This is a genomic window from Geothrix oryzisoli (assembly GCF_022808865.1).
In the GTDB taxonomy this organism is placed as follows: domain Bacteria; phylum Acidobacteriota; class Holophagae; order Holophagales; family Holophagaceae; genus Geothrix; species Geothrix oryzisoli.
In genome coordinates this window covers 502546-521603 of record NZ_JAKZLB010000001.1, presented here as the reverse complement: position 1 = coordinate 521603, position 19058 = coordinate 502546, and the positions used below count along the sequence as shown (strand labels likewise).

General features: G+C 67.1%; 21 protein-coding genes. 12 read left to right on the top strand and 9 right to left on the bottom strand.

Going from position 1 to position 19058, the window contains the following annotated elements; all coding sequences use genetic code 11:
* Positions 1 to 25: 25 nt before the first annotated feature.
* On the top strand, positions 26 to 1021 hold the full coding sequence (locus MLE43_RS02375) for a hypothetical protein (RefSeq protein ID WP_243301350.1): 996 nt from the start codon (positions 26 to 28) through the stop codon (positions 1019 to 1021).
* A 17-nt stretch (positions 1022 to 1038) separates the two neighbouring features.
* Here MLE43_RS02375 and MLE43_RS02370 read toward each other — a convergent pair whose 3' ends face one another.
* Positions 1039 to 2382 (bottom strand): MFS transporter, encoded by a 1344-nt coding sequence (locus tag MLE43_RS02370; protein ID WP_243301348.1) that lies wholly within the window; start codon positions 2380 to 2382, stop codon positions 1039 to 1041.
* A 69-nt stretch (positions 2383 to 2451) separates the two neighbouring features.
* Positions 2452 to 2997, bottom strand: a complete 546-nt coding sequence (locus MLE43_RS02365) for a DEAD/DEAH box helicase family protein (RefSeq protein WP_243301347.1) — start codon at positions 2995 to 2997, stop codon at positions 2452 to 2454.
* Between the two features lie 99 nt (positions 2998 to 3096).
* On the opposite strand from MLE43_RS02365, the gene MLE43_RS02360 reads away from it, so the two are divergent.
* Positions 3097 to 4290, top strand: coding sequence for a glycine C-acetyltransferase (locus MLE43_RS02360; RefSeq protein ID WP_243301345.1), 1194 nt, complete (start codon positions 3097 to 3099; stop codon positions 4288 to 4290).
* A 55-nt stretch (positions 4291 to 4345) separates the two neighbouring features.
* Here the strand turns inward: MLE43_RS02360 and MLE43_RS02355 are convergent, their stop codons facing one another.
* Genes MLE43_RS02355 through asnB form a run of 4 tightly spaced genes read right to left on the bottom strand, consistent with a single transcriptional unit; the run spans position 4346 to position 7472 of the window.
* On the bottom strand, positions 4346 to 4810 hold the full coding sequence (locus MLE43_RS02355) for a MauE/DoxX family redox-associated membrane protein (protein ID WP_243301344.1): 465 nt from the start codon (positions 4808 to 4810) through the stop codon (positions 4346 to 4348).
* On the bottom strand, positions 4807 to 5457 hold the full coding sequence (locus MLE43_RS02350) for a rhodanese-like domain-containing protein (protein WP_243301342.1): 651 nt from the start codon (positions 5455 to 5457) through the stop codon (positions 4807 to 4809). The genes MLE43_RS02355 and MLE43_RS02350 overlap by 4 nt, the downstream gene beginning before the upstream one ends.
* A 36-nt stretch (positions 5458 to 5493) precedes the next feature.
* The gene (locus MLE43_RS02345; protein ID WP_243301340.1) at positions 5494 to 5739 is read right to left on the bottom strand and encodes a hypothetical protein; all 246 of its coding nucleotides are present in this window, start codon (positions 5737 to 5739) and stop codon (positions 5494 to 5496) included.
* A 23-nt stretch (positions 5740 to 5762) separates the two neighbouring features.
* Complete coding sequence (gene asnB / locus MLE43_RS02340) at positions 5763 to 7472, bottom strand: asparagine synthase B (protein WP_243301338.1); 1710 nt, start codon at positions 7470 to 7472, stop codon at positions 5763 to 5765.
* A 272-nt stretch (positions 7473 to 7744) separates the two neighbouring features.
* On the opposite strand from asnB, the gene tdh reads away from it, so the two are divergent.
* Entirely contained in the window at positions 7745 to 8776 is a 1032-nt protein-coding gene (tdh, locus tag MLE43_RS02335) for an L-threonine 3-dehydrogenase (RefSeq protein ID WP_243301336.1), read from the top strand.
* A gap of 96 nt (positions 8777 to 8872) precedes the next feature.
* On the opposite strand, the gene MLE43_RS02330 is transcribed toward tdh, so the two are convergent.
* Positions 8873 to 9496: a type II secretion system protein GspG gene (locus MLE43_RS02330; protein WP_243301334.1), complete on the bottom strand. Its 624-nt coding sequence runs from the start codon at positions 9494 to 9496 to the stop codon at positions 8873 to 8875.
* A gap of 53 nt (positions 9497 to 9549) precedes the next feature.
* On the opposite strand from MLE43_RS02330, the gene udk reads away from it, so the two are divergent.
* The 5 genes from udk (at position 9550) to MLE43_RS02305 (ending at position 12712) form a co-directional block, all read left to right on the top strand.
* Complete coding sequence (udk, locus tag MLE43_RS02325; protein WP_243301331.1) at positions 9550 to 10203, top strand: uridine kinase; 654 nt, start codon at positions 9550 to 9552, stop codon at positions 10201 to 10203.
* On the top strand, positions 10196 to 10513 hold the full coding sequence (locus tag MLE43_RS02320; protein ID WP_243301327.1) for a rhodanese-like domain-containing protein: 318 nt from the start codon (positions 10196 to 10198) through the stop codon (positions 10511 to 10513). The genes udk and MLE43_RS02320 overlap by 8 nt, the downstream gene beginning before the upstream one ends.
* The gene (locus MLE43_RS02315) at positions 10513 to 11145 is read left to right on the top strand and encodes an NUDIX hydrolase (protein ID WP_243301325.1); all 633 of its coding nucleotides are present in this window, start codon (positions 10513 to 10515) and stop codon (positions 11143 to 11145) included. The genes MLE43_RS02320 and MLE43_RS02315 overlap by 1 nt, the downstream gene beginning before the upstream one ends.
* Before the next feature lie 71 nt (positions 11146 to 11216).
* Entirely contained in the window at positions 11217 to 11714 is a 498-nt protein-coding gene (locus tag MLE43_RS02310) for a YajQ family cyclic di-GMP-binding protein (RefSeq protein ID WP_243301324.1), read from the top strand.
* Positions 11715 to 11716: 2 nt separating this feature from the next.
* Positions 11717 to 12712, top strand: coding sequence for a polyprenyl synthetase family protein (locus MLE43_RS02305; protein WP_243301323.1), 996 nt, complete (start codon positions 11717 to 11719; stop codon positions 12710 to 12712).
* Between the two features lie 9 nt (positions 12713 to 12721).
* On the opposite strand, the gene MLE43_RS02300 is transcribed toward MLE43_RS02305, so the two are convergent.
* Complete coding sequence (locus tag MLE43_RS02300) at positions 12722 to 14077, bottom strand: TPR end-of-group domain-containing protein (RefSeq protein ID WP_243301316.1); 1356 nt, start codon at positions 14075 to 14077, stop codon at positions 12722 to 12724.
* Between the two features lie 118 nt (positions 14078 to 14195).
* Complete coding sequence (locus MLE43_RS02295; RefSeq protein WP_243301315.1) at positions 14196 to 15689, bottom strand: type IV pilus twitching motility protein PilT; 1494 nt, start codon at positions 15687 to 15689, stop codon at positions 14196 to 14198.
* A 106-nt stretch (positions 15690 to 15795) separates the two neighbouring features.
* Between MLE43_RS02295 and sucC the strand changes: the two genes are divergently transcribed.
* The 4 genes from sucC (at position 15796) to MLE43_RS02275 (ending at position 19052) form a co-directional block, all read left to right on the top strand.
* Positions 15796 to 16953: an ADP-forming succinate--CoA ligase subunit beta gene (gene sucC / locus MLE43_RS02290; protein WP_243301311.1), complete on the top strand. Its 1158-nt coding sequence runs from the start codon at positions 15796 to 15798 to the stop codon at positions 16951 to 16953.
* A gap of 43 nt (positions 16954 to 16996) precedes the next feature.
* On the top strand, positions 16997 to 17869 hold the full coding sequence (sucD, locus tag MLE43_RS02285) for a succinate--CoA ligase subunit alpha (RefSeq protein ID WP_243301309.1): 873 nt from the start codon (positions 16997 to 16999) through the stop codon (positions 17867 to 17869).
* A gap of 94 nt (positions 17870 to 17963) precedes the next feature.
* A complete protein-coding gene (locus MLE43_RS02280) occupies positions 17964 to 18608 on the top strand; it encodes a PepSY-associated TM helix domain-containing protein (protein WP_243301307.1) in 645 nt (214 codons plus the stop codon).
* Positions 18609 to 18635: 27 nt separating this feature from the next.
* Positions 18636 to 19052, top strand: a complete 417-nt coding sequence (locus tag MLE43_RS02275) for an acyl-CoA thioesterase (RefSeq protein WP_243301306.1) — start codon at positions 18636 to 18638, stop codon at positions 19050 to 19052.
* The last annotated feature ends 6 nt before the right edge of the window (positions 19053 to 19058 follow it).

The following is a 19058-nucleotide window of genomic DNA, read 5'->3' as shown; positions in this document are numbered from 1 at the left end:
CTTGAGGTTCTGTACGGTGGACCCCATGAACCAGCTCCTCGACACCATCCTCCTCTTCAGCCTGCCCGCCTCGGGCAAGTCGGAAGTCCGCCGGTACCTGGCCAGCCTGACCCCCGACCAGTGCCGCAACGACTTCCACATGGGCCCCACCCTCCAGCTGGACGACTACCCCTACGTCCACCTCATGCACCGCATCGACGACGAATTGAAGGCCAACGGCCTGGGCTACGCCTACTACCACGGGCCCAACCGCCCCTTCCGCGACAACTGGACCTGGGCTGTCCTCATCGAGCTGCTGAACGAGGACTACGCGAACCTCATGGCGAGCCGCCAGACCGAAGTCACCGGTGCCGCCCAGCACCTCTTCGACCGCCTGGATGCCGCGCATGCCAAAGTGGGCCTGCCGGAGTACCTGGGCGACATCCCCCACCGCCTTCGGGTGCGCATGGCCGAGGCCCTGGAGGCCGAGTGCCGCGCAGAGCTGGACACCCTCAACCGCCAGAACGCCCAGGACAAGGCCGGCCGTACGCTGGTGATCGAGGCGGCGCGGGGCGGCGCCCACGGCTCGGCCTTCCCCCTGTGCCCGCCCCACGGCTACGACACAGCCTTCCAGACCCTGTCGCCCGCCATCCTCGAAACCGCCGCGGTCCTGTATGTTTGGGTGGATCCCGCGGAAAGCCGCCGCAAGAACATCGAGCGCGGCCGACCGGACGGCCAGGGCAGCATCCTCCACCACAGCGTGCCCATGGAGGTCATGCTGGGCCAGTACGGCACCGACGACATGGCCTGGCTCATGGAGCAGAGCGATCGCCCCGGCACCATCCGCGTGGAACGCATTGTGCCGGCAGGCGATCGCTACGAGACCCGGGTCTACCACCTGCCCGTGGCCCGGTTCGACAACCGGAACGACCTCACGACCTTCGTCCGCGAAGACCAGACATCCTGGAAGGCGGCCGATGTCCAGGCCATCCACGGTGGTCTCAAGGCCGCCTTCGATCAGCTGGCGACCGCCAACCGATAACCCGGCAGCCCCTGTTTTCAGTGCGCCCCGGCGCCGGCCTTGGCGTGCCAGATGCGGGTCATGATGAAGGCGCCGATGAGGCTGAAGGGGATGATGGAGCCGACCCACACCCAGGCATGGGCGGGCTGGTGGCCGTGGGTGGCGACGCCGTCCCAGCCGTAGGTCTTGAGGATCCAGCCCAGGCCGAAGCCCGTCAGGCCCGAGCCGATGTACTGGATGCCATCCAGGGCCCCGGCCACGGAGGCCGCGGCCTTCCGCCCGCCGAAATCCATGCTCGCGGTGCCGCTGAGCATGCCGTGGACGCCGAAGATGAACATGGCAGTGAGGCCCAGCAGCAGCACGGCCCAGATCTGGCCGCCCGTGGTGCCCTGGCCGAGCGTCAGGCCCAGCAGCCCCAGCATCACCACCTGCACCAGGTAGAAGAGGAAAGCCACGGGCGGGCGGCGCGACTGGAACAGCTTGTCGCTCATCCAGCCGCAGAGCAGGCCGCCCAGGATGCCGCCGCCCATGAAAGCGATGCCGGTCCACCAGAAGAGGTGCTCCTTTTTCCCGAGGTGGTAGATCTCCTGGAGATACTCCGTGAAGTAGAGCATCACGCCCTGTCGGACGAACCCCGTGCAGAACTCCGCGAAGATGAGGGACACGACGATGGGGTTGTGGAACACCTTCTTCATGAGGTCGCCGAAAGGCAGGGGGGTCTCGTCGGCGGAGGCGGCGTTGGAGCCGTCGCCGGTGTCGAAGTCCGCATGTCCGGCATGGCTGGGGCGGTTCCGGACGAGGAACCAGTCCACGCAGAACATGAAGGCCATGGCCGCGGCGGGCACGAACCAGATGACGGTCCAGCTCCGGAAGCTGGCCAGCAGCCAGGCCCCGATGGTGGTGGCCAGGAAGTAGCCCGAGCTGATCATGATCCCGAAGATGCCGCCGAAGACCCCGCGCTCGCTGACGTGGAACCAGGTGCTGTTCACCTTCACGACGGATAGGGCACCGAAGCTCTGGAAGTACATGTTCAGGCTCCAGAGCAGGCTCATGCTCAGCAGGATCTGCGTGACATGGTTGTTCAGGAACATGAACCCGATCATCAGGTTCAGGAGGGCCGCGCCGATGGCGCCGACCAGGATGGCCTTGCGCCCGCCGATGCGGTCCGCCAGGGGGCCGTTGAAGGCCACGGCCAGGCCGTAGGTCCAGAAGCCGGCGGAGGCGATGAGGCCCATCTGCGCCTTGTCCAGGTGGTACCAGGCGCCGATGTCGTTCTTCACGATGTTGAAGTTGTAGCGGCCCATGTACATGGCCGCGTAGGTCAGTCCCAGTGGGAACCAGTTCAGGAACCGGCGGAAACGGAATGCGGGACTGTGATCCAAGGGAACCTCGATGCCTTCAAGGGTAATGGAGGGCTCCCCGGGACCCAAGCAACGAGGATGTAACGCGGATCACTCCGCCTTGCGGAAGGCCTCGTCCGTGCCCGTCAGCTCCCAGCTTCCCCGGCGACGCTCGAAGGTGGCGTGGCGCTGCTTGGTCTGGCCGATCCGCGCGTCCGGATGCAGGCTCTGGAAGAGCGGGAACTGGGCCGTGGGGCTGTCCAGACGGATCTCGTAGGTGACCCGGGCGCCCTCGCGGGTGGGTTCCAACCGCACGGTGCGGACGAAGACGGCCTGGGCCGCCGGCATGGAAAAGCCCTTCGGTGCCGCCTTGATGTCCTTCGGCGCCGAGGGCTTCAGGCGGAAGCTGAAGGTCTCCCGGCTGCCCTCGGCCTGGACGGCGCTGTCGAACCAACCGCTCTTGTCCAGGCTCTCTCTCAGCGCCGCCAGGCGCAGGTGCTCAGGGCTGCCCTTCTCGGCGGAGGCCTTCTCCGGCACGGTGACGGGCACCACCACGGGGTAATCCTTGCGGATCAGGTCCTCGGCCCTCGTCCGCTCCAGCTTGGAGTTGCAGGCCAGGGTCAGGAGGAGGATGGGCAGGAGCAGGGCAGGGCGCATGATCGGATCCTTTCCAGTTCGCAAGGATGGTGACACAACCGGGCATCCGTCACGCAACCCCGCAGTATCCTATGGGGTTTTGACGCTTAGGAGACCGCCGTGAATCCTGCCTACCTGGCCCACTTGACCCGTGAGATCGAACAGCTGAAGGAGGCCGGGCTCTACAAGACCGAGCGGGTCATCACCTCCCCCCAGCAGCCGCAGATGAAGGCGAACGGCCGGGACGTGGTCTGCCTGTGCGCCAACAACTACCTGGGTCTGGCCAACCATCCCGAAGTGATCCAGGCCGGCAAGGCCGTGATGGACGGCCACGGCTTCGGCATGGCTTCGGTGCGCTTCATCTGCGGCACCCAGGACATCCACCGGGAGCTGGAGCAGAAGCTGGCGGCCTTCCTGGGCTTCGAGGACACCCAGCTGTACTCCTCCTGCTTCGACGCCAACGGCGCCATCTTCGAGGGCCTGCTGGGGGAGGAGGACGCCATCATCAGCGATGCGCTGAACCATGCCTCCATCATCGACGGCATCCGCCTCTGCAAGGCCAAGCGCTTTCGCTACGCCAACTCGGACATGGCCGACCTGGAGGCCCAGCTCAAGGCCGCCGACGCGGAGGGCGCCCGCTTCAAGCTGGTGGTGACCGACGGCGTGTTCAGCATGGACGGCTACATCGCCAAGCTCGGCGCGATCTGCGACCTGGCGGAGACATACGGTGCCATGGTCATGGTGGACGACAGCCACGCCGTGGGCTTCATGGGCGCCAACGGCCGGGGGACGCATGAGCACTGTGGCGTCATGGGCCGCGTGGACTTCATGACCGGCACCTTCGGCAAGGCCCTGGGCGGCGCCTCCGGCGGCTACATCGCGGGAAAGCAGGTGGCCATCGACTGGCTGCGCCAGAAGGCCCGCCCCTATCTGTTCTCCAACTCGGTGGCCCCGGCCATCGTGGCCGCCACGCTGAAGGTGCTGGAGCTGCTCAAGGACAGCCAGGGCCTCATCAAGCAGGTGCATGAGAACGCCCGCTACTTCCGCGCCGGCATGGAGAAGGCCGGCTTCAAGCTGCTGCCCGGCGAGCATCCCATCGTGCCGGTCATGCTCTACGAGGCGCCCCTGGCCCAGGAGTTCGCCAAGCGCCTGCTGGATGAGGGCGTCTACGTCATCGGCTTCTTCTTCCCGGTGGTGCCCAAGGGCCAGGCCCGCATCCGCACGCAGATGAGCGCCGCCCACACCCGCGCGGACCTGGACAAGGCCATCGGAGCCTTCACCAAGGTGGGGCGCGACCTGGGTGTGATCCAGTAGACGGGTCGACCCTCCAGTCCGCGGAAGGCGCCCCGAACCGGGCTGGTTCGGGGCGCTAGGGCTTCCGGGGGGCGGCGGACGCCAACAGCAGCTGCGCGCAGAGGAGCAGCAGTCCGGCATCGCGGAGGACGGACCAGCGCATGTCCGCGAGGCGTTCGGCCTCCGTTCGATGGGCCGTGGCTCCGAAACAGCCGCAGTCCACCGGGTGACGGCGGCCCAGGTTGACGGACAGGGCCAGGGTGAACGAGAGGAGCAGCGCCGCGATCCAGACCCCGGCGGCGCGGACCCAGATCCCCAGGACGAGCGCCAGCCCGCAGACCAGCTCCAGCCAGGGCAGGGCCAGCGCCATGGGATTCAGGAGCCTGCCGGGGACCAGCTGATAGGCCCAGATGGCCTTGGCGAAGGCCGGCGGGTCCCCGATCTTGGGGAGGGCAGCGGCGATGAAGACCAGGCCGAGGAGGATCCGCACGGCCAGGGTGAGCCAGCGATTCCGCAGGGCCTGCCGGAGCCGGGGCTTCATGGCCGACCCTTCTCGATGGGATGGCCTTGCGCCACCCAGGCCGGATAGCCGTCCCGGAAGACCAGCAGGTGGAAGTAGCCGTCACGCAGCAGTCTCTCGGCGAGCAGGTGGGAATCCCGGCAGTCGCCGCCACTGCAGTAGATGACGATGGGATCCTCGGATCCCGGTCGCCGGGCGGCCTTGAAGGAGAGCAGACGATCCTCCAGATCCGCTTCCCATACAGGTGTGCTCCAGGCCCCGGCGACATGGCCCTCGGCGAATTCGGCACCGCGACGGGCGTCGAGGAACGGGGTTCCGGCCTGGAAGGCCTCCCAGGCTTCGTCGCGGCTGACCTCCCGGACGGGGCTGGAGGACGGCGGTTCCGGGATGGGTGTGGCGATCGAGGCGGGAGGCGGTGACTTCCGGGATGGAGCCGAATGGGGCAGAGGGCCCTTCCCAGGCTCCTGGGCCACGGGTTCGGGCCTGATCCCTTCGGGGCGTGGCGTCGCCGCGGGCCCGGGGCTGGCCGGGGAGAGCGGCACCGCTGAGCCGGCCCAGGCGAGGCGGCGCGCGGGCGAAGCGAGCCGGTTGGAGAGCAGGGCGGCAAGCAGCGCCAACCCGGCCAGGGCCAGGATCCGGATGGAGGTGGATCGGGAATCATGCAGCATGGACCGGTCAGCTTAGCGGAACGGGGCCGGCGCCGGTTACAGCACGATGTACCGATAGGTTCCGGGATCCTGCTCCTTCAGCAGGAGCTGGATGGTCCAGCGACCGTCCGGGAACCGCTCGTACATGGTGGCGCTCATGACGGAGTCCTTCAGCCAATCCCGGATGTCCTCGTAGCGCTCGAAGGGTGGTGGTGCCCAGCCGCCCTCGCCCGATCCCCGGGCGCCAGAGCCGGGCTTGATGTATTCCATCAGGCGGGAGAGCTCGGCATGGGGATCGGGCATGGCGCTTTCCTCGGTGGGGGCCGTCACAGCCCGTCCTTCTTGTACCCTACCTCGTGGACATCCACCACCGCCCGGCCCGAGGGGTCGGCCAGGTTCGCGAACGAGGCGTCCCAGCGCAGGGCTGTCTCGGTGCTGCACGCCACGCTGCGCTCGAACGGCACGCAGTTCACGGCCGTGGCGCTGGGGAAGTGGTGCTCGAACATCTGGCGGTAGAAGTAGGCCTCCTTGGTCTCCGGCGTTTTGACCGGGAAGCGCTCCGCCGCGCCCCGCATCATGGCGTCGCTGATCTCACCTTCGGCCGTGGCCTTGAGGGCGTTGATCCAGGCGTAGCCCACGCCGTCCGAAAACTGCTCTTTCTGCCGCCAGAGCACCTCGTCCGGGATGAGGCCCTCGAAGGCCTTCCGCAGGGGGTATTTTTCGATGGGCCGGGGACGGGGCGCGTTCCGGGGCAGCTTCACGGCGGGATCCAGCCGCATGGCCACGTCCAGGAACGCCCGGTCCAGGAAGGGCACCCTGGCCTCCACCCCCCAGGCCGCGCTGGACTTGTTGGCCCGGGCACAGTCGTAGAGGTGCAGCTTCTGGAGCTTGCGGACGGTCTCCGCATGCAGCTCGGGACCATCCGGCGCCTTGTGGAAGTAGAGGTAGCCGCCGAAGATCTCGTCCGCCCCTTCCCCGGAGAGGACCATCTTGATGCCCATGGCGCGGATCTTCCGCATCATGAGGTACATGGGCGTGGAGGCCCGGATGGTGGTGATGTCGAAGGTCTCCAGGTGGTGGATCACGTCCGAGAGGGCATCCAGCCCCTCCTGGATCGTGAAGTGGATCTCATGGTGGATGGCGCCGATGTGATCGGCCACCAGCCGCGCCGGAGCGAGGTCCGGCGCGCCTTCCAGACCGACCGCGAAGCTGTGGATCCGGGGCCACCAGGCCGGGGTGGTGCCGCCCTCCTCCACGCGTCCGTCCCGATACTGGGCGGCGATGGCGGCCACCAGGGACGAGTCCACTCCGCCGGAGATCAGGACGCCATAGGGCACGTCGCACATGAGCTGCCGCTTCACCGCGGCTTCCAGGGCCGCGCGCAGCGCCGCCGGATCGTAGGGAGCATCCGGGGCGTAGCCGGGCTCGGCCCAATCCGGCTCGTAATAGCGCTGGAACCCCTGGTCCGCTTCGTGGCCCAGGTAGAAGTGTCCAGGAGGGAACTCGCGGATCCGCTCGCAATGGCCCACGAGGGCCTTCATTTCGGAGGCCACGTAGAGCCGGTCCTCCCGGTCCCAGCCCAGGTAGAGGGGGATGACGCCGATGGGATCCCGGGCGATGAGGTAGGTCTCGCGCTTGGGATCGTAGAGCACGAAGGCGAAGATGCCGTTCATGCGGTTGAGGAAGTCCTTCGGGGCCAGCTCATCGTAGAGGTAGAGGATCACTTCGCAATCGGACAGGGTCTGGAAGTCGTGGGCCTCGCGCAGGTCCCGCCTCAGCTCCTTGTGGTTGTAGATCTCCCCGTTGACGGCCAGCACGGTGCCCTGGAGGGTGTCGACCAGGGGCTGGGCCCCATGCTCGACGTCCACGATGGAGAGGCGCTCGTGGACGAGGATGGCCCGGTCGTCACTGTAGATGCCGCTCCAGTCCGGGCCCCGGTGGCGGATCTTCCGGGCCATGGCCAGGGCCTGGCGCCGGAGCTCCGTGGCGTTCGAGCGCGATGGATCGATGTCGAGGATGGTGAGGATGCCGCACATGGTCGTCTCCGTTCAGGGAAAGAAAAACCCCCGATCCGCTGTCGCGAATCGGGGGTGGTCCGGGAAGTCAGGTGTCTAGGTGAGACCCTCGCCGGCCCACGCGCGATTCGCGCGAGGGAGCCGATTATTGAAGTTGCGGTTGAACCGCGGGCAGGGGAAGGTCATGGGTCGCCTGCAAGAACCTTATCGGCTGGTTTCACGAATCGTCAAGCACGGATGCGGAGGTGGCCGGCCTTGCCGTTGGTGATGATAATGGTGCGGTTGGAGGCGCCATGAAAGCCCTGTTGAAGACCAAGCGCGAGGAAGGCATCTGGATGGGGGAGGCTCCCCTGCCGGAGATGGGCCCCAACGACGTGCTGATCCGGGTCCACAAGAGCGCCATCTGCGGGACGGACGTCCACATCTACAACTGGGACGACTGGGCCCAGAAGACCATTCCCGTGCCCATGGTGGTCGGCCACGAATACTTCGGCGTCATCGAGAAGGTCGGCGCCGAAGTCGAGGGCTACAAGCCCGGCGACCGGGTGAGCGGCGAAGGCCACATCACCTGCGGCCACTGCCGGAACTGCCGGGCCGGCAAGCGCCACCTCTGCCGGAACACGGTGGGCGTGGGGGTGAACCGCACCGGATCCTTCGCGGAGTACCTCTCCATCCCCGCCTTCAATGTGTTCAAGGTGCCGGACAACGTGCCGGACGAGGTGGCCTCCATCTTCGACCCCTACGGCAACGCGGCCCATACGGCCCTCAGCTTCGACATGGTGGGTGAGGACGTGCTGATCACGGGCGCTGGCCCCATCGGCATCATGGCGGTGGCCATCGCCAAGCACGTGGGGGCCCGGCACGTCGTCATCACGGACGTGAACGAATACCGCCTGGAGCTGGCGCGGAAGATGGGCGCCACCGTGGCCGTGAACCCCATGAAGAAGGGCCTGCCCGAGGTGATGAAGGATCTCGGCATGACCGAGGGCTTCGACGTGGGCCTGGAGATGAGCGGCAACCGCAATGCCTTCGAGTCCCTGCTGGAGGCCATGCACCACGGCGGCCGCGTGGCCCTGCTGGGCATCCTGCCTGGCGACTGCGCCATCGACTGGAGCCAGGTGATCTTCAAGGGCCTGATCCTGAAGGGGATCTACGGGCGCGAGATGTTCGAGACCTGGTACAAGATGGCCGCCATGGTCCAGAGTGGCCTGGATATCACCCCCGTCATCACCCACCGCTTCAGCATCGACGACTTCCAGAAGGGCTTCGACGCGATGAGGAGCGGGCAGAGCGGGAAGGTGATTTTGGATTGGGGCGTCAGCTAGCTTCTTGCCAGGCGGCACCTGCAACATGCGGCCATCGGCCGCATGTTGTTTAGCTGCGCACGCCGTGCGCAGCTGGCCGTAAGGCCCACTGGCACCTCAACGAAGGGGTTGCGGCTGGGGCACGGGCGGGAAGGGACCATCCGTCCAGGGAGCGCCATCCTTGATGAGGATGTCGCCCGCGAGGCCCTCGCCGCCGGGCAGGCCATCGGTGCCGAGGCAGGCCAGGTAGTAGCCATCAAGCTTGGTGTTGAACTTCTGTCGCACCGGGCCGCGCTTGACCTGGACCTCCTCCACGGGGCGTGAGACGAAGGCGCGGTAGAGGAAGGGGTGGCCCCAGGGCGCCTCGGGCACCTGCTCCAGATACTCCGGGACCAGCCCATGGAGGGAGTCCGGGTACTCGCCGGTCTTGGCCTTGTAGCGGATCAGGGCGTCCGTGACCCGCTTGAGGGCGGCCCGGACCTGCTTCTGGCGGTCGGCCACGTCCCGGTTCACGAAGGCTTCGATGAGGAACAGATCCCGGGTGGCTTGCCGGGCCGCTTCGGTGTCCGGATAGCGGTCCACCAGCTGCTTCATCATGGCCCGGGCCTCGAGGCTCCGGCCCTCCAGGTTCAGTTTCCGAGCCTCCTCATAGAGGTTTCCGGGCAGCCGGGGGTCTTCGGAACTGCAGCCGGCCAGGAGCGTGAGAAGGGCCAGGGCGGGGGCGAAGCGCGTGCGATGCATGGCATGAACCTTAGCAGAGGCGTGGGACGGTAGGATGGAGGAAAGGGGGGCACATGACCGACAGGCCGATGCTGGTGGGCATCGTGGGGGGCTCCGGCAGCGGGAAGACCTCCGTGGCCGGCGAACTGGTGAAACGGCTGAGGCGGCGCTCGGTGGCCACGCTTCTGCTGGACATGGATGCCTACTACGCCCCGCTGGAACTGGTGAAATCCCGCTTCGGCGACCTGCCCGTGAACTGGGATCATCCCCACGCCTTCGATCTGGAGCTCATGGCCGCCCACCTGGCGGCCCTGCATCGGGGCGAGAGCATCCGCAAGCCCACCTACGATTTCACCCTCTCCGACCGCACCGGCTGGGAGGAGCCTGTGCCCCCAGGCCAAGTGGTGATCCTGGAAGGGCTGCTGCTCTTCGCCTTGCCGGAGCTGCGCGACCAGCTGGACATGAAGGTGTTCGTGGACACGGATGCCGACATCCGCATCCTCCGCCGCATCCGGCGCGACACCCGGGAGCGGGGCCGCAGCCTCGAGAGCGTCATGGAGCAGTACGAACAGAGCGTCCGCCCCATGCACCTGGAGTTCGTGGAGCCCAGCAAGCGCTGGGCCGACCTCATCGTCCCGACGGGCGTGGAGAACCGCACGGCTCTGGACGTCATCACCCGCCACATCTGCAGCCGCGTGCTGGATCAGGGAGAACCTCAGCGTGTTTGAGAACGGCATCCATCTTTCCGCCGAAACCTACCGGGACCTTCCGGACACCGTCCAGCGCCTCGACGTGCGGGAGCCGTGGGAATACGACCTGGCGCACATCCCCGGCGCCATCCTCATCCCCCTGGGGCAGCTGGCCGAGCGTGCGGGCGAGTTGGATCTGGCCCGGCCCGTGGCGGCCTACTGCCACCATGGCTCCCGCAGCCTCCACGCGCTGCGATTCCTGAGCGGGGCGGGCTTCACGGATATCGCACACCTGGCTGGCGGCATCGACGCCTACAGCCGCCTGGATCCCTCGGTGCCGAGGTACTGATGCGGCTGCTGCACCGCCACCCGGAGGGATTCGACCCGAACGCGGCCTGGACCCAGGAGTCTGAGAGTGTTCGGCAGGATTCCCGCCTCTTCCGGCAGATCGTGGCCCAGCGGCGGAGCCCCCACACGGGCCGCCAGCACGCCTTCTACCGGCTCCAGGGGCCAGACTGGGTGAATGTGGTGGCCTTCACAAGGGAGGGCGACCTGCTGGTGGTGGAGCAGTTCCGGCATGGCATCGACGCTTCGACCCTGGAGATCCCGGGCGGGGGCTGCGATCCGGGCGAAGGCCCGGAGGTGGCCGCACGGCGCGAGCTGAGGGAGGAGACGGGGTTCCGGTCCGACCGCTGGGTAGCCCTGGGCTCCTGCACGCCGAATCCGGCCACACAGAACAACCGCTGCCACTCGTTCCTGGCCCTGGACTGCGATCCAGACGGAGTGCTGGAGCTGGATCCTGCCGAGGAGCTGCAGGTCTGGGCTTGCTCCTGGCCTGAATGGCAGGCCCGCATGCGGCGCGGCGAGATCCACCATGCCCTGGTGCTGGCCGCCTTCCAGTTCCTGAGCCTCTGGGAAGGGTGGCCCGCGCTGCGGGAGCGGCTGGAGGCGTCCGGCGGGACTGCCAGGCCAATCGGTTAATCCCGTCTCCGCCTTTTCCTTGGTTCAGCCAAGGCGCTAGTCTGAAAGGTGTATCCGGATGAGGTGCGGCCATGGCCAGTGAATGTTCCTTCGATGTGGTGTGCAAGGTGGACCTGGACGAGGTGAAGAACGCCGTCTCCCAGGCGATGAAGGAGATCGGGCAGCGGTACGACTTCAAGGGTTCGGTATCGAAGATCGAACTCAAGGACGACAAGGTCCTGGTGCTGAACAGCGATGACGAGGTGAAGCTCAAAGCTGTCATCGACGTGCTGCAGACCAAGCTGCACAAGCGCGGCGTGAGCATCCGCAGCATGACCTACGGCAAGATCGAACCCGCGGCCAAGGGCAGCGTCCGCCAGGAGGTCACCATCCAGCAGGGCATTCCCGTGGAGAAGGCCAAGGGGCTCATCAAGGCCGTCAAGGACGCCAAGATCAAGGTGCAGGCCAGCATCCAGGGCGACCAGCTCCGGGTGAGCGGCAAGAGCCGCGATGACCTGCAGGAGGTCATCGCCCTGTTCAAGAAGGACGACCAGGGGCTGGACCTCCAGTTCACCAACTACCGGGGGTGACCTTGAGCCGACTCGACCTCTCCCGCTACTTCCTCCCCATCGCCCCCAAGCTGGTGGGTGTGGAGGCGGAACTTCAGCGCATCCTCCAGAGCGATGTCGAGGTCGTCCAGAAGCTGGCGGACCATGTCCGTGGCGGCCAGGGCAAGCGCCTGCGGCCGGCGCTGGTGATGCTGTCCTCGCGGTTCTGCGGGGTGTCCAATGAGGAGGATGTGCGCTTCGGCGCCGTCTTCGAGCTGATCCACACCGCGACCCTGGTGCATGACGATGTCATCGACCACGCCCAGCTCCGCCGGGGCATGCCCACCCTCAACCGGCTCTGGGGCAACACCCTGACCGTGCTCTTCGGCGACCTGCTCTACCTGGTGGCCATGAACGAGGCCATCGCAGGGCGCAGCTGGCGGATGATGGAGATCTTCGCGGAAGTCACCACCCGCATGATCGAGGGCGAACTGATCCAGAACGATGTGCTCTTCAAGCTGGACACCAGCCGGAAGGACTACTTCGACATCCAGGAGCGCAAGACCGCCCTGCTGTTCAGCGGCTGCACGGAGACGGGTGCCGTCCTCACCGGCCGGAGCCAGGAGGAATGCGTCGCCATGCGTCAGTACGGCCTGGAAGTGGGCCGGGCCTTCCAGCTGGTGGACGACCTCCTGGACTACACCGCCACCAGCGAGCAGCTGGGCAAGCCGGCCTTCAGCGACCTGCGGGAGGGCAAGCTCACGCTGCCCATGCTCACCCTGCTTGAGAAGGCGCCGGACGACGTGCGGTCCCTGATCCGAACCATCTGGGACCGGGGCGAGGAAGTGCCCATTCCGGAGGACGAGGAAGCCCGACTTCGGGACCTCATCGTCCGCCACGATGCGCTCTCGGAAACCCGTGGGCTGGCCCTCAGGGCCTCGCAGAACGCCGTGGCCCAGCTGGCCGCCGTGACCGGCGATGCGGGCACCGGGAACCTGTTGCGGGACATCCCCGAGGCGCTGCTGTCGCGGAGCATGTGAGGGGCGGGATCAGCTCCCGAGTCTTGCCATCAGGGCCTGGAAGCGGGGGTGGGACCGGACGCCATCCAGATCGCCGTCGTGGAGGAACCAGTCCTTCTGGGTGAGCCCTCCTGCGGCGGCCTGCTCCAGGCAGTCCAGGCTCTCCTCGGGGGCGCCGGCCAGAGCGTGGATGCACCCCAGGTTGTAGAGCAGCATGGGATCGTCCGGATCCTGGGCCCGGGCCATCCGGGCCCAGGCCAGGCCCTTGTCGCGCTCCCCCAGCGCCACGAGGGCGTTGGCCCCCAGGTACCGGGCACGGACATCGTCGGGCGCGTGTTCCAGCCGCTCCTCCACCAGGCTGAGCCCGGCTCTCCGGGCCCGCCGGGCCTCATCCTCCAGGCCCAGGCTGTGGTAGATCTGGGCCACGAGGAGGATGGCCTGGAAGTCCTCCGGCCGGAGGGCCGCGGCCCATTCGAAGTATTCGATGGCCCGCTCCGGCTTGCCAGCCGCAAGGCAATGGCGGGCGTAGAAGTAGGCCGCTTCGAAGAGGTTGGGATCGAGCCGGAGGGCGGTCTCGAAGGCGGCTTCCGCCTCCTCGACCAGGCCGGCGGCCGAGAGGGCCGCGCCGCGCGAGGCATGGGCCTCGGCCAGTTCGGGATCCAGTTCCAGGGCCTTGCGGCTGCAGGATTCGGCCAGTTCCCGCTGGGGTTCGGTGCGGTCGATGTAGATGTAGGTGTAGGCCGCGCAATTGGCCAGACCCGCCCAGGCCGAGGGGAAGCTGGGGTCCAGATCCAGGGAGCGGCGGTACAGCTGGGCGGCGGAGCGCATGCCGTGGCGATTGAACCGGAAATAATGCTGCCGCCCCTTCAGATAGCATTCGTAGGCCTCCAGATCCACGGCGTACCTGGGCCGGATGGTTGCGGGCACGTGGAGCGCGGACGCCACGCATCGGATCATGTCGTCGAGCGTGGCAAAGAGGTCCTGGCGGTCGAAGGCATAGGCCTTGGACCAGGCCACCCGTCCCGATTTCACGTCCACCAGGTCCGCTTTCAGGGTCAGGAGGCGATCCTCCTTCCGGAGCGAGCCCGCCAGTACGGCCGTGGCATGCAGGTGGCGGCCCACCGCCGCCGGCGAGAGGGCCGAACCCCCGTAGCGGAAGGACGTGGTCCTGGACACGGCCTGGAGTCCCTCCAGGTGGTTGAGGGCCTGGAGCACCTCATCGGCGATGCCTTCGCCAAGGTGGGCATCGCCACCGTCCGGGCGGTGGTCCAGGAAGGGCAGGACGGCCACCACGGCCCATCCTTTCCGGGCCTTCGGATGGATCGGAGGCCGGTCCGCAGCGGCCGGTTTCGGTGTTCGAGGGGGTTTCCCCAGCTGCAGGGCCATGTTCCACCTCGCGGTCACCCGGAGACAGGACCACCGGGTGGATAGACACAGCCATCCCGACCCGGGCGTGGTATCCAGCATGGGGTGGAGGCCCCCCGGCGCAAGGGCCTTTCGAGGCCTATCCTTCGACTTCGCCCAGCCTCAGGTCGAAGGGGATGCCGGCCCGCTTGCAGGTCGCGATGAAGCTCTCCTTGTCGGGGCACTTGAGGTAGGCCTCCATGGGCTCGACCTTCTTGTCCTTGATGAACTCCACCAGGGCATCGTTCATCAGCTTCTGCCCGTAGCTCCGCCCGGTCTGCATGGCGCTGGTGATCTGGAAGTTCTTGCCTTCGCGGATGAGGTTGGCGATCGCGGGGCTGATGAAGAGAGTCTCCAGGGCGGCGATGCGGCCTCCGCCGATCTTCTTGAGCAGGGTCTGGCTCACCACACACTTGAGGGCGTCCGCCAGCATCACGCGGATCTGCTGCTGCCGGTCCGCGGGGAACTGGTCCACGATGCGGTCGATGGTGCCGATGGCGCTGCTGGTGTGCAGGGTGCCGAAGACCAGGTGACCCGTGATGGCCGTCTCCAGGGCGATGGCGATGGTCTCCAGGTCGCGCATCTCGCCGACCATCACGATGTCGGGGTCCTCGCGCAGGGCGGCCCGGAGGCCGCTCTTGAAGGTGTCCGTGTGGGCGCCGATCTCGCGCTGGTTCACGAGGCAGCCCTTGCGGGGATGCACGAACTCGATGGGATCCTCGATGGTGAGGATGTGGTCGTGCCGCTTCTGGTTGGCCAGGTCGATGATGGCCGCCAGAGTGGTGGACTTGCCGCTGCCCGTGGGGCCGGTCACCAGCACCAGGCCCTTGGCCAGGTCGCAGAGCCGTCGGACGGGGTCGGGCAGGCCCAGCTTGTCGGGATCGGGGATCTCGTTGGGGATGACGCGGCAGACCAGGCCGGGCCCCACGCGATCCATGAAGTAGTTCACGCGGAGCCGGCAGTTCCCGGCCTCGTAGGCGTAGGCGAAATCCGCATCGTGGCGTTCCTGGAAGTGATGCCAGGCGGCGGGGGTGGCCAGCGCCTCCATCATCTCCAGCAGGGTGGCCGGTTCCAGGCGCTCGAAGCCCTCCAACTCCTTCATGTCCCCGTGGACCCGGACCAGGGGGGGCTCCATGGAGGTGCAATGGAGATCGGAGCCCTGCATTGAGAGCAGCGCGGAGAACAGGCGCTCCGCCAAGGGGTGGCCCTGGGCCCGCTCGGGCCGTGGAGACACGGCCGGTGCAGCGGGCGCGGGGGAGGGTGGGGGATGGGCCGGGCGCCCCCCCGCGGGGCCCCGCCACTCCGCGATGAGGACCGGAACCCCTCCGTCCCGATCCAGCCGCATCCCGAAAATCTGGCCGCTCAGCTCATGCTCGAACTGGGCCTTTCCTTCCATCTGCCAGGAGGCTTTGAGATCTCCGGGGACCACTTCGCCCGCCAGCACCTCCACCATCAGCGCGGGAAGGGGGTTGGGCAGGAGGTCGACGACCTCACCGGTCTTGAGTTCAAGGCGGGGCTTCTGGTCGGCCACCAGCCGGAGGCAGCTGCCGCCGCGGGCGATGACATGGGACAGTAGCCGGTCGATCTGGGGCATGGAGCGCCTCCTGGGGCCATCAAAGGATGCCACGAGTCACAGCCTTCTGGGTTCGGCGCCGGCAGCCCGGGCGGTAGACTGGAAGGCGACCTTTTCGGGAGTGAGCATGAATATCCACGAATACCAAGCCAAAGAGCTGCTGCGGCAGTACAAGGTGGCCACGCCCGACGGGAAGGTCGCCCAGGATGCGGAAGAAGCCCGCATGATCACCAAGGAATTCGGCGGGGCCAGCGTCGTCAAGGCGCAGATCCACGCCGGCGGCCGCGGCAAAGGTGGTGGCGTGAAGTTCGCGACGGATCCCGACAAGGCCGCCGAGCTGTTTAAGGCGATGATCGGCATGCAGCTGGTCACCAAGCAGACCGGCGCCGAAGGCCGCAAGGTCCGCACCGTCTTCCTCTCCAAGCCCGTGGACATCGAGCGGGAGCTCTACCTGAGCTTCCTGGTGGACCGCGTCACCAGCCGGGTCACCATCCTCGCTTCCACCGAAGGCGGCGTGGAGATCGAGGAAGTGGCGGAGAAGACCCCCGAGAAGATCGTCAAGGTGGCCGTGGACCCCGCCCTGGGCCTGAACGGCTTCCAGGCGCGCCAGGTCGCCTTCGCCCTGGGACTCGAAGGCAACTCCTTCAAGCAGGGCGTGGTCTTCCTGCAGAACCTGTACAAGCTCTTCGTGGAGAAGGACTGCTCCATGGTGGAGATCAACCCGCTGGTCGTCACCAAGCAGGGCGACGTCACCGCCCTGGACGCCAAGATCGGGTTCGATGACAACGGCCTGGTCCGCCACCCGGATGTGCTGGCCTACCGCGACCTCAATGAGGAAGCGGAAGAGGAAGTGGAAGCCAGCAAGTACAACCTGAACTTCATCAAGCTCGACGGCAGCATCGGCTGCATGGTGAACGGCGCCGGCCTCGCCATGGCCACCATGGACATCATCAAGTACTGCGGCAGCTCCCCGGCCAACTTCCTGGATGTGGGCGGCAGCGCCACCGAGGATGCGGTGAAGAACGCCTTCCGCATCATCCTGCAGGACAAGGCGGTGAAGGCCGTGCTGGTGAACATCTTCGGCGGCATCATGCGCTGCGACATCGTGGCCTCCGGAATCGTGAACGCGGCCAAGGAGATCGGCATCAAGGTGCCCGTGGTCGTGCGCCTCGAAGGCACCAACGTCGAGGAAGGCAAGCAGATCCTCGCGGCCAGCGGCCTGAACCTCATCGTCGCCGCCGACTTGAAGGATGCCGCCGAGAAGGTGGTCGCCTCCGTCAAGTAAGTCCATCCACGGAACCGGGAATCACATTTTCGAGAGGTATGACATGGCAGTTCTCGTGGGCAACCACACCAAACTCATCGTCCAGGGCATCACGGGCCGCGAAGGCCTCTTCCACGCCAAGGGCTGTCGCGACTACGGCACCAACGTGGTCGGCGGCGTGACCCCCGGCAAGGGCGGCACGGAAATCGAAGGCTTCCCTGTCTTCAACACCGTCCAGGAGGCCGTGGCCAAGACCGGCGCCAACGCCACCATGATCTTCGTCCCCCCCGTGGCCGCCGCGGACGCCATCCTCGAGGCCCTCGATGCGGGCATCGAGCTGGTCGTCTGCATCACCGAGGGCATTCCCGTCCTCGACATGGTCAAGGTCAAGCGGGTGCTCCCCAACTACCCCAAGAGCCGGCTCATCGGCCCCAACTGCCCCGGCATCATCAGCCCCGGCCTGGCCAAGATCGGCATCATGCCCGGCCGCATCCACAAGCAGGGCCATGTGGGCGTGGTCAGCCGCTCCGGCACCCTCACCTATGAGGCCGTGGGCCAGCTCACCGCCCTGGGCATCGGCCAGAGCACCTGCATCGGCATCGGTGGCGATCCCGTCAGCGGCACCAGCCACATCGATGCGCTGGAGATGTTCAACAATGACCCCGACACCCACGCCGTCATCATGATCGGCGAGATCGGCGGCAGCGCCGAGGAAGACGCCGCAGCCTGGGTCAAGGCGAACATGAAGAAGCCCGTGGTGGCCTTCATCGCCGGCCAGACGGCCCCTCCGGGCCGCCGCATGGGCCACGCCGGCGCCATCATCTCCGGGGGCAAGGGCACCGCCGCCGAGAAGATGAAGGCCCTCACCGCTGCCGGCATCACCGTCGTCCAGAGCCCCGCCGACATGGGCAAGGCCCTCGCGGAGCGGCTGAAGTAGTCCTTCGCTCCAGACCGGAACCAGGCGGCCCCTCCGGGGGTCGTCTGGTTTTTGCGCCTTCACGGAGGAAGATGGAGGCTCCATGATGGGTGTCATGACGCTCAATTCTGGTTCCCGATCCGATTCCCGCCGGGGCGCATTCCTGCGCAACCTCCGCCGGTTCCATGCCTGGGTGGGGCTCAGCGGAGCCGCCTTCGGCCTGCTGTTCGGCCTGACCGGGTTCCTCCAGAACCACCGCGCCGTCCTGAAGATCGAGGCCGGGCAGGTGGAGGTCCACAAGGTGCAGCTGGAGCTGGACCAGCCGCCGGCGACCATCGAAGCGCTGGCCGGCACCCTGGCCACCCGGTTCGGGGTTCCCATGAGCCGGGTCCGCTCACGGGTGCTGCCTCCCAAACCCGCCCGGTTCGGTGGCCAGGAGGTGAAGGCCTCCGCCCAGTGGCTGATCCAGGTGGGGGGTCATGCCCACTTCTCCCGGGCCACCTACCAACCGGGCAATCGGACGGTGGAGGTGGAACGGAACGATGCGAACCTCGTCGAGACCCTGCAGCGGCTGCACAAGGCCGAAGCCGGCCAGACTGGCTGGATCCTGCTCACGGACTGCTTCGCCGGGGCCCTGGTCTTTCTCGCCTTGAGCGGCACCCTGCTCTGGACCCGGCTGGCGGGTCCGCGTCTCCTGTCCGCAGGCCTGGCCCTGGGTGGGCTGGCCGGGGCCATCCTCGTCGCCTCCAGGGCGTGGTAGCGCCGCTATGCTGGGAGCGGAGGACGCATGCTGATTTCGAGAGAGATGGTCCTGGACCAGGACATCGGCCTCAATGCCACGCTGTTCGGCGGCGACATGATGTCCCGCATGGACAAGGTGGCCGGGATCACGGCCTCGCTCATGTCGCGGAACCGCCGGTTCCTCACGCTCAAGGTCTCCGAGCTGGTCTTCCACAGTCCTGTGCGGGCCGGGGAGATCATCGAGTTCTACGTGGCCGTCGCCCGGCAGGGGCGCACCAGCATGACCCTCCAGATCGAGGTGCAGGTCTACCAGCCCGTGTCCGATGCCCGGCGGCCTGTCACCAGCGGCGAGTTCGTCATGGTGGCGGTGGATGAGGAACAGCGGCCCGAGCCCATCCTCTGGAAGCCTGAAGCCGTACTGGCCGCAGCGGACGCCCACCGGGCCAGAAGCGGCCGGGCCTGAAGGGCG

What these genes read in the sequence shown, in the direction of transcription:
- MLE43_RS02315 (WP_243301325.1), top strand. Translation starts at nt 10,513, where the DNA reads ATGCGGCTGCTGCACCGCCACCCGGAGGGATTCGACCCGAACGCGGCC.
- udk (WP_243301331.1), top strand. Translation starts at nt 9,550, where the DNA reads ATGACCGACAGGCCGATGCTGGTGGGCATCGTGGGGGGCTCCGGCAGC.
- sucD (WP_243301309.1), top strand. Translation starts at nt 16,997, where the DNA reads ATGGCAGTTCTCGTGGGCAACCACACCAAACTCATCGTCCAGGGCATC.
- MLE43_RS02365 (WP_243301347.1), bottom strand. Translation starts at nt 2,997, where the DNA reads ATGCGCCCTGCCCTGCTCCTGCCCATCCTCCTCCTGACCCTGGCCTGC.
- MLE43_RS02300 (WP_243301316.1), bottom strand. Translation starts at nt 14,077, where the DNA reads ATGGCCCTGCAGCTGGGGAAACCCCCTCGAACACCGAAACCGGCCGCT.
- MLE43_RS02310 (WP_243301324.1), top strand. Translation starts at nt 11,217, where the DNA reads ATGGCCAGTGAATGTTCCTTCGATGTGGTGTGCAAGGTGGACCTGGAC.
- MLE43_RS02275 (WP_243301306.1), top strand. Translation starts at nt 18,636, where the DNA reads ATGCTGATTTCGAGAGAGATGGTCCTGGACCAGGACATCGGCCTCAAT.
- asnB (WP_243301338.1), bottom strand. Translation starts at nt 7,472, where the DNA reads ATGTGCGGCATCCTCACCATCCTCGACATCGATCCATCGCGCTCGAAC.
- MLE43_RS02330 (WP_243301334.1), bottom strand. Translation starts at nt 9,496, where the DNA reads ATGCATCGCACGCGCTTCGCCCCCGCCCTGGCCCTTCTCACGCTCCTG.
- MLE43_RS02375 (WP_243301350.1), top strand. Translation starts at nt 26, where the DNA reads ATGAACCAGCTCCTCGACACCATCCTCCTCTTCAGCCTGCCCGCCTCG.
- MLE43_RS02345 (WP_243301340.1), bottom strand. Translation starts at nt 5,739, where the DNA reads ATGCCCGATCCCCATGCCGAGCTCTCCCGCCTGATGGAATACATCAAG.
- MLE43_RS02350 (WP_243301342.1), bottom strand. Translation starts at nt 5,457, where the DNA reads ATGCTGCATGATTCCCGATCCACCTCCATCCGGATCCTGGCCCTGGCC.
- MLE43_RS02280 (WP_243301307.1), top strand. Translation starts at nt 17,964, where the DNA reads ATGACGCTCAATTCTGGTTCCCGATCCGATTCCCGCCGGGGCGCATTC.
- sucC (WP_243301311.1), top strand. Translation starts at nt 15,796, where the DNA reads ATGAATATCCACGAATACCAAGCCAAAGAGCTGCTGCGGCAGTACAAG.
- tdh (WP_243301336.1), top strand. Translation starts at nt 7,745, where the DNA reads ATGAAAGCCCTGTTGAAGACCAAGCGCGAGGAAGGCATCTGGATGGGG.
- MLE43_RS02295 (WP_243301315.1), bottom strand. Translation starts at nt 15,689, where the DNA reads ATGCCCCAGATCGACCGGCTACTGTCCCATGTCATCGCCCGCGGCGGC.
- MLE43_RS02355 (WP_243301344.1), bottom strand. Translation starts at nt 4,810, where the DNA reads ATGAAGCCCCGGCTCCGGCAGGCCCTGCGGAATCGCTGGCTCACCCTG.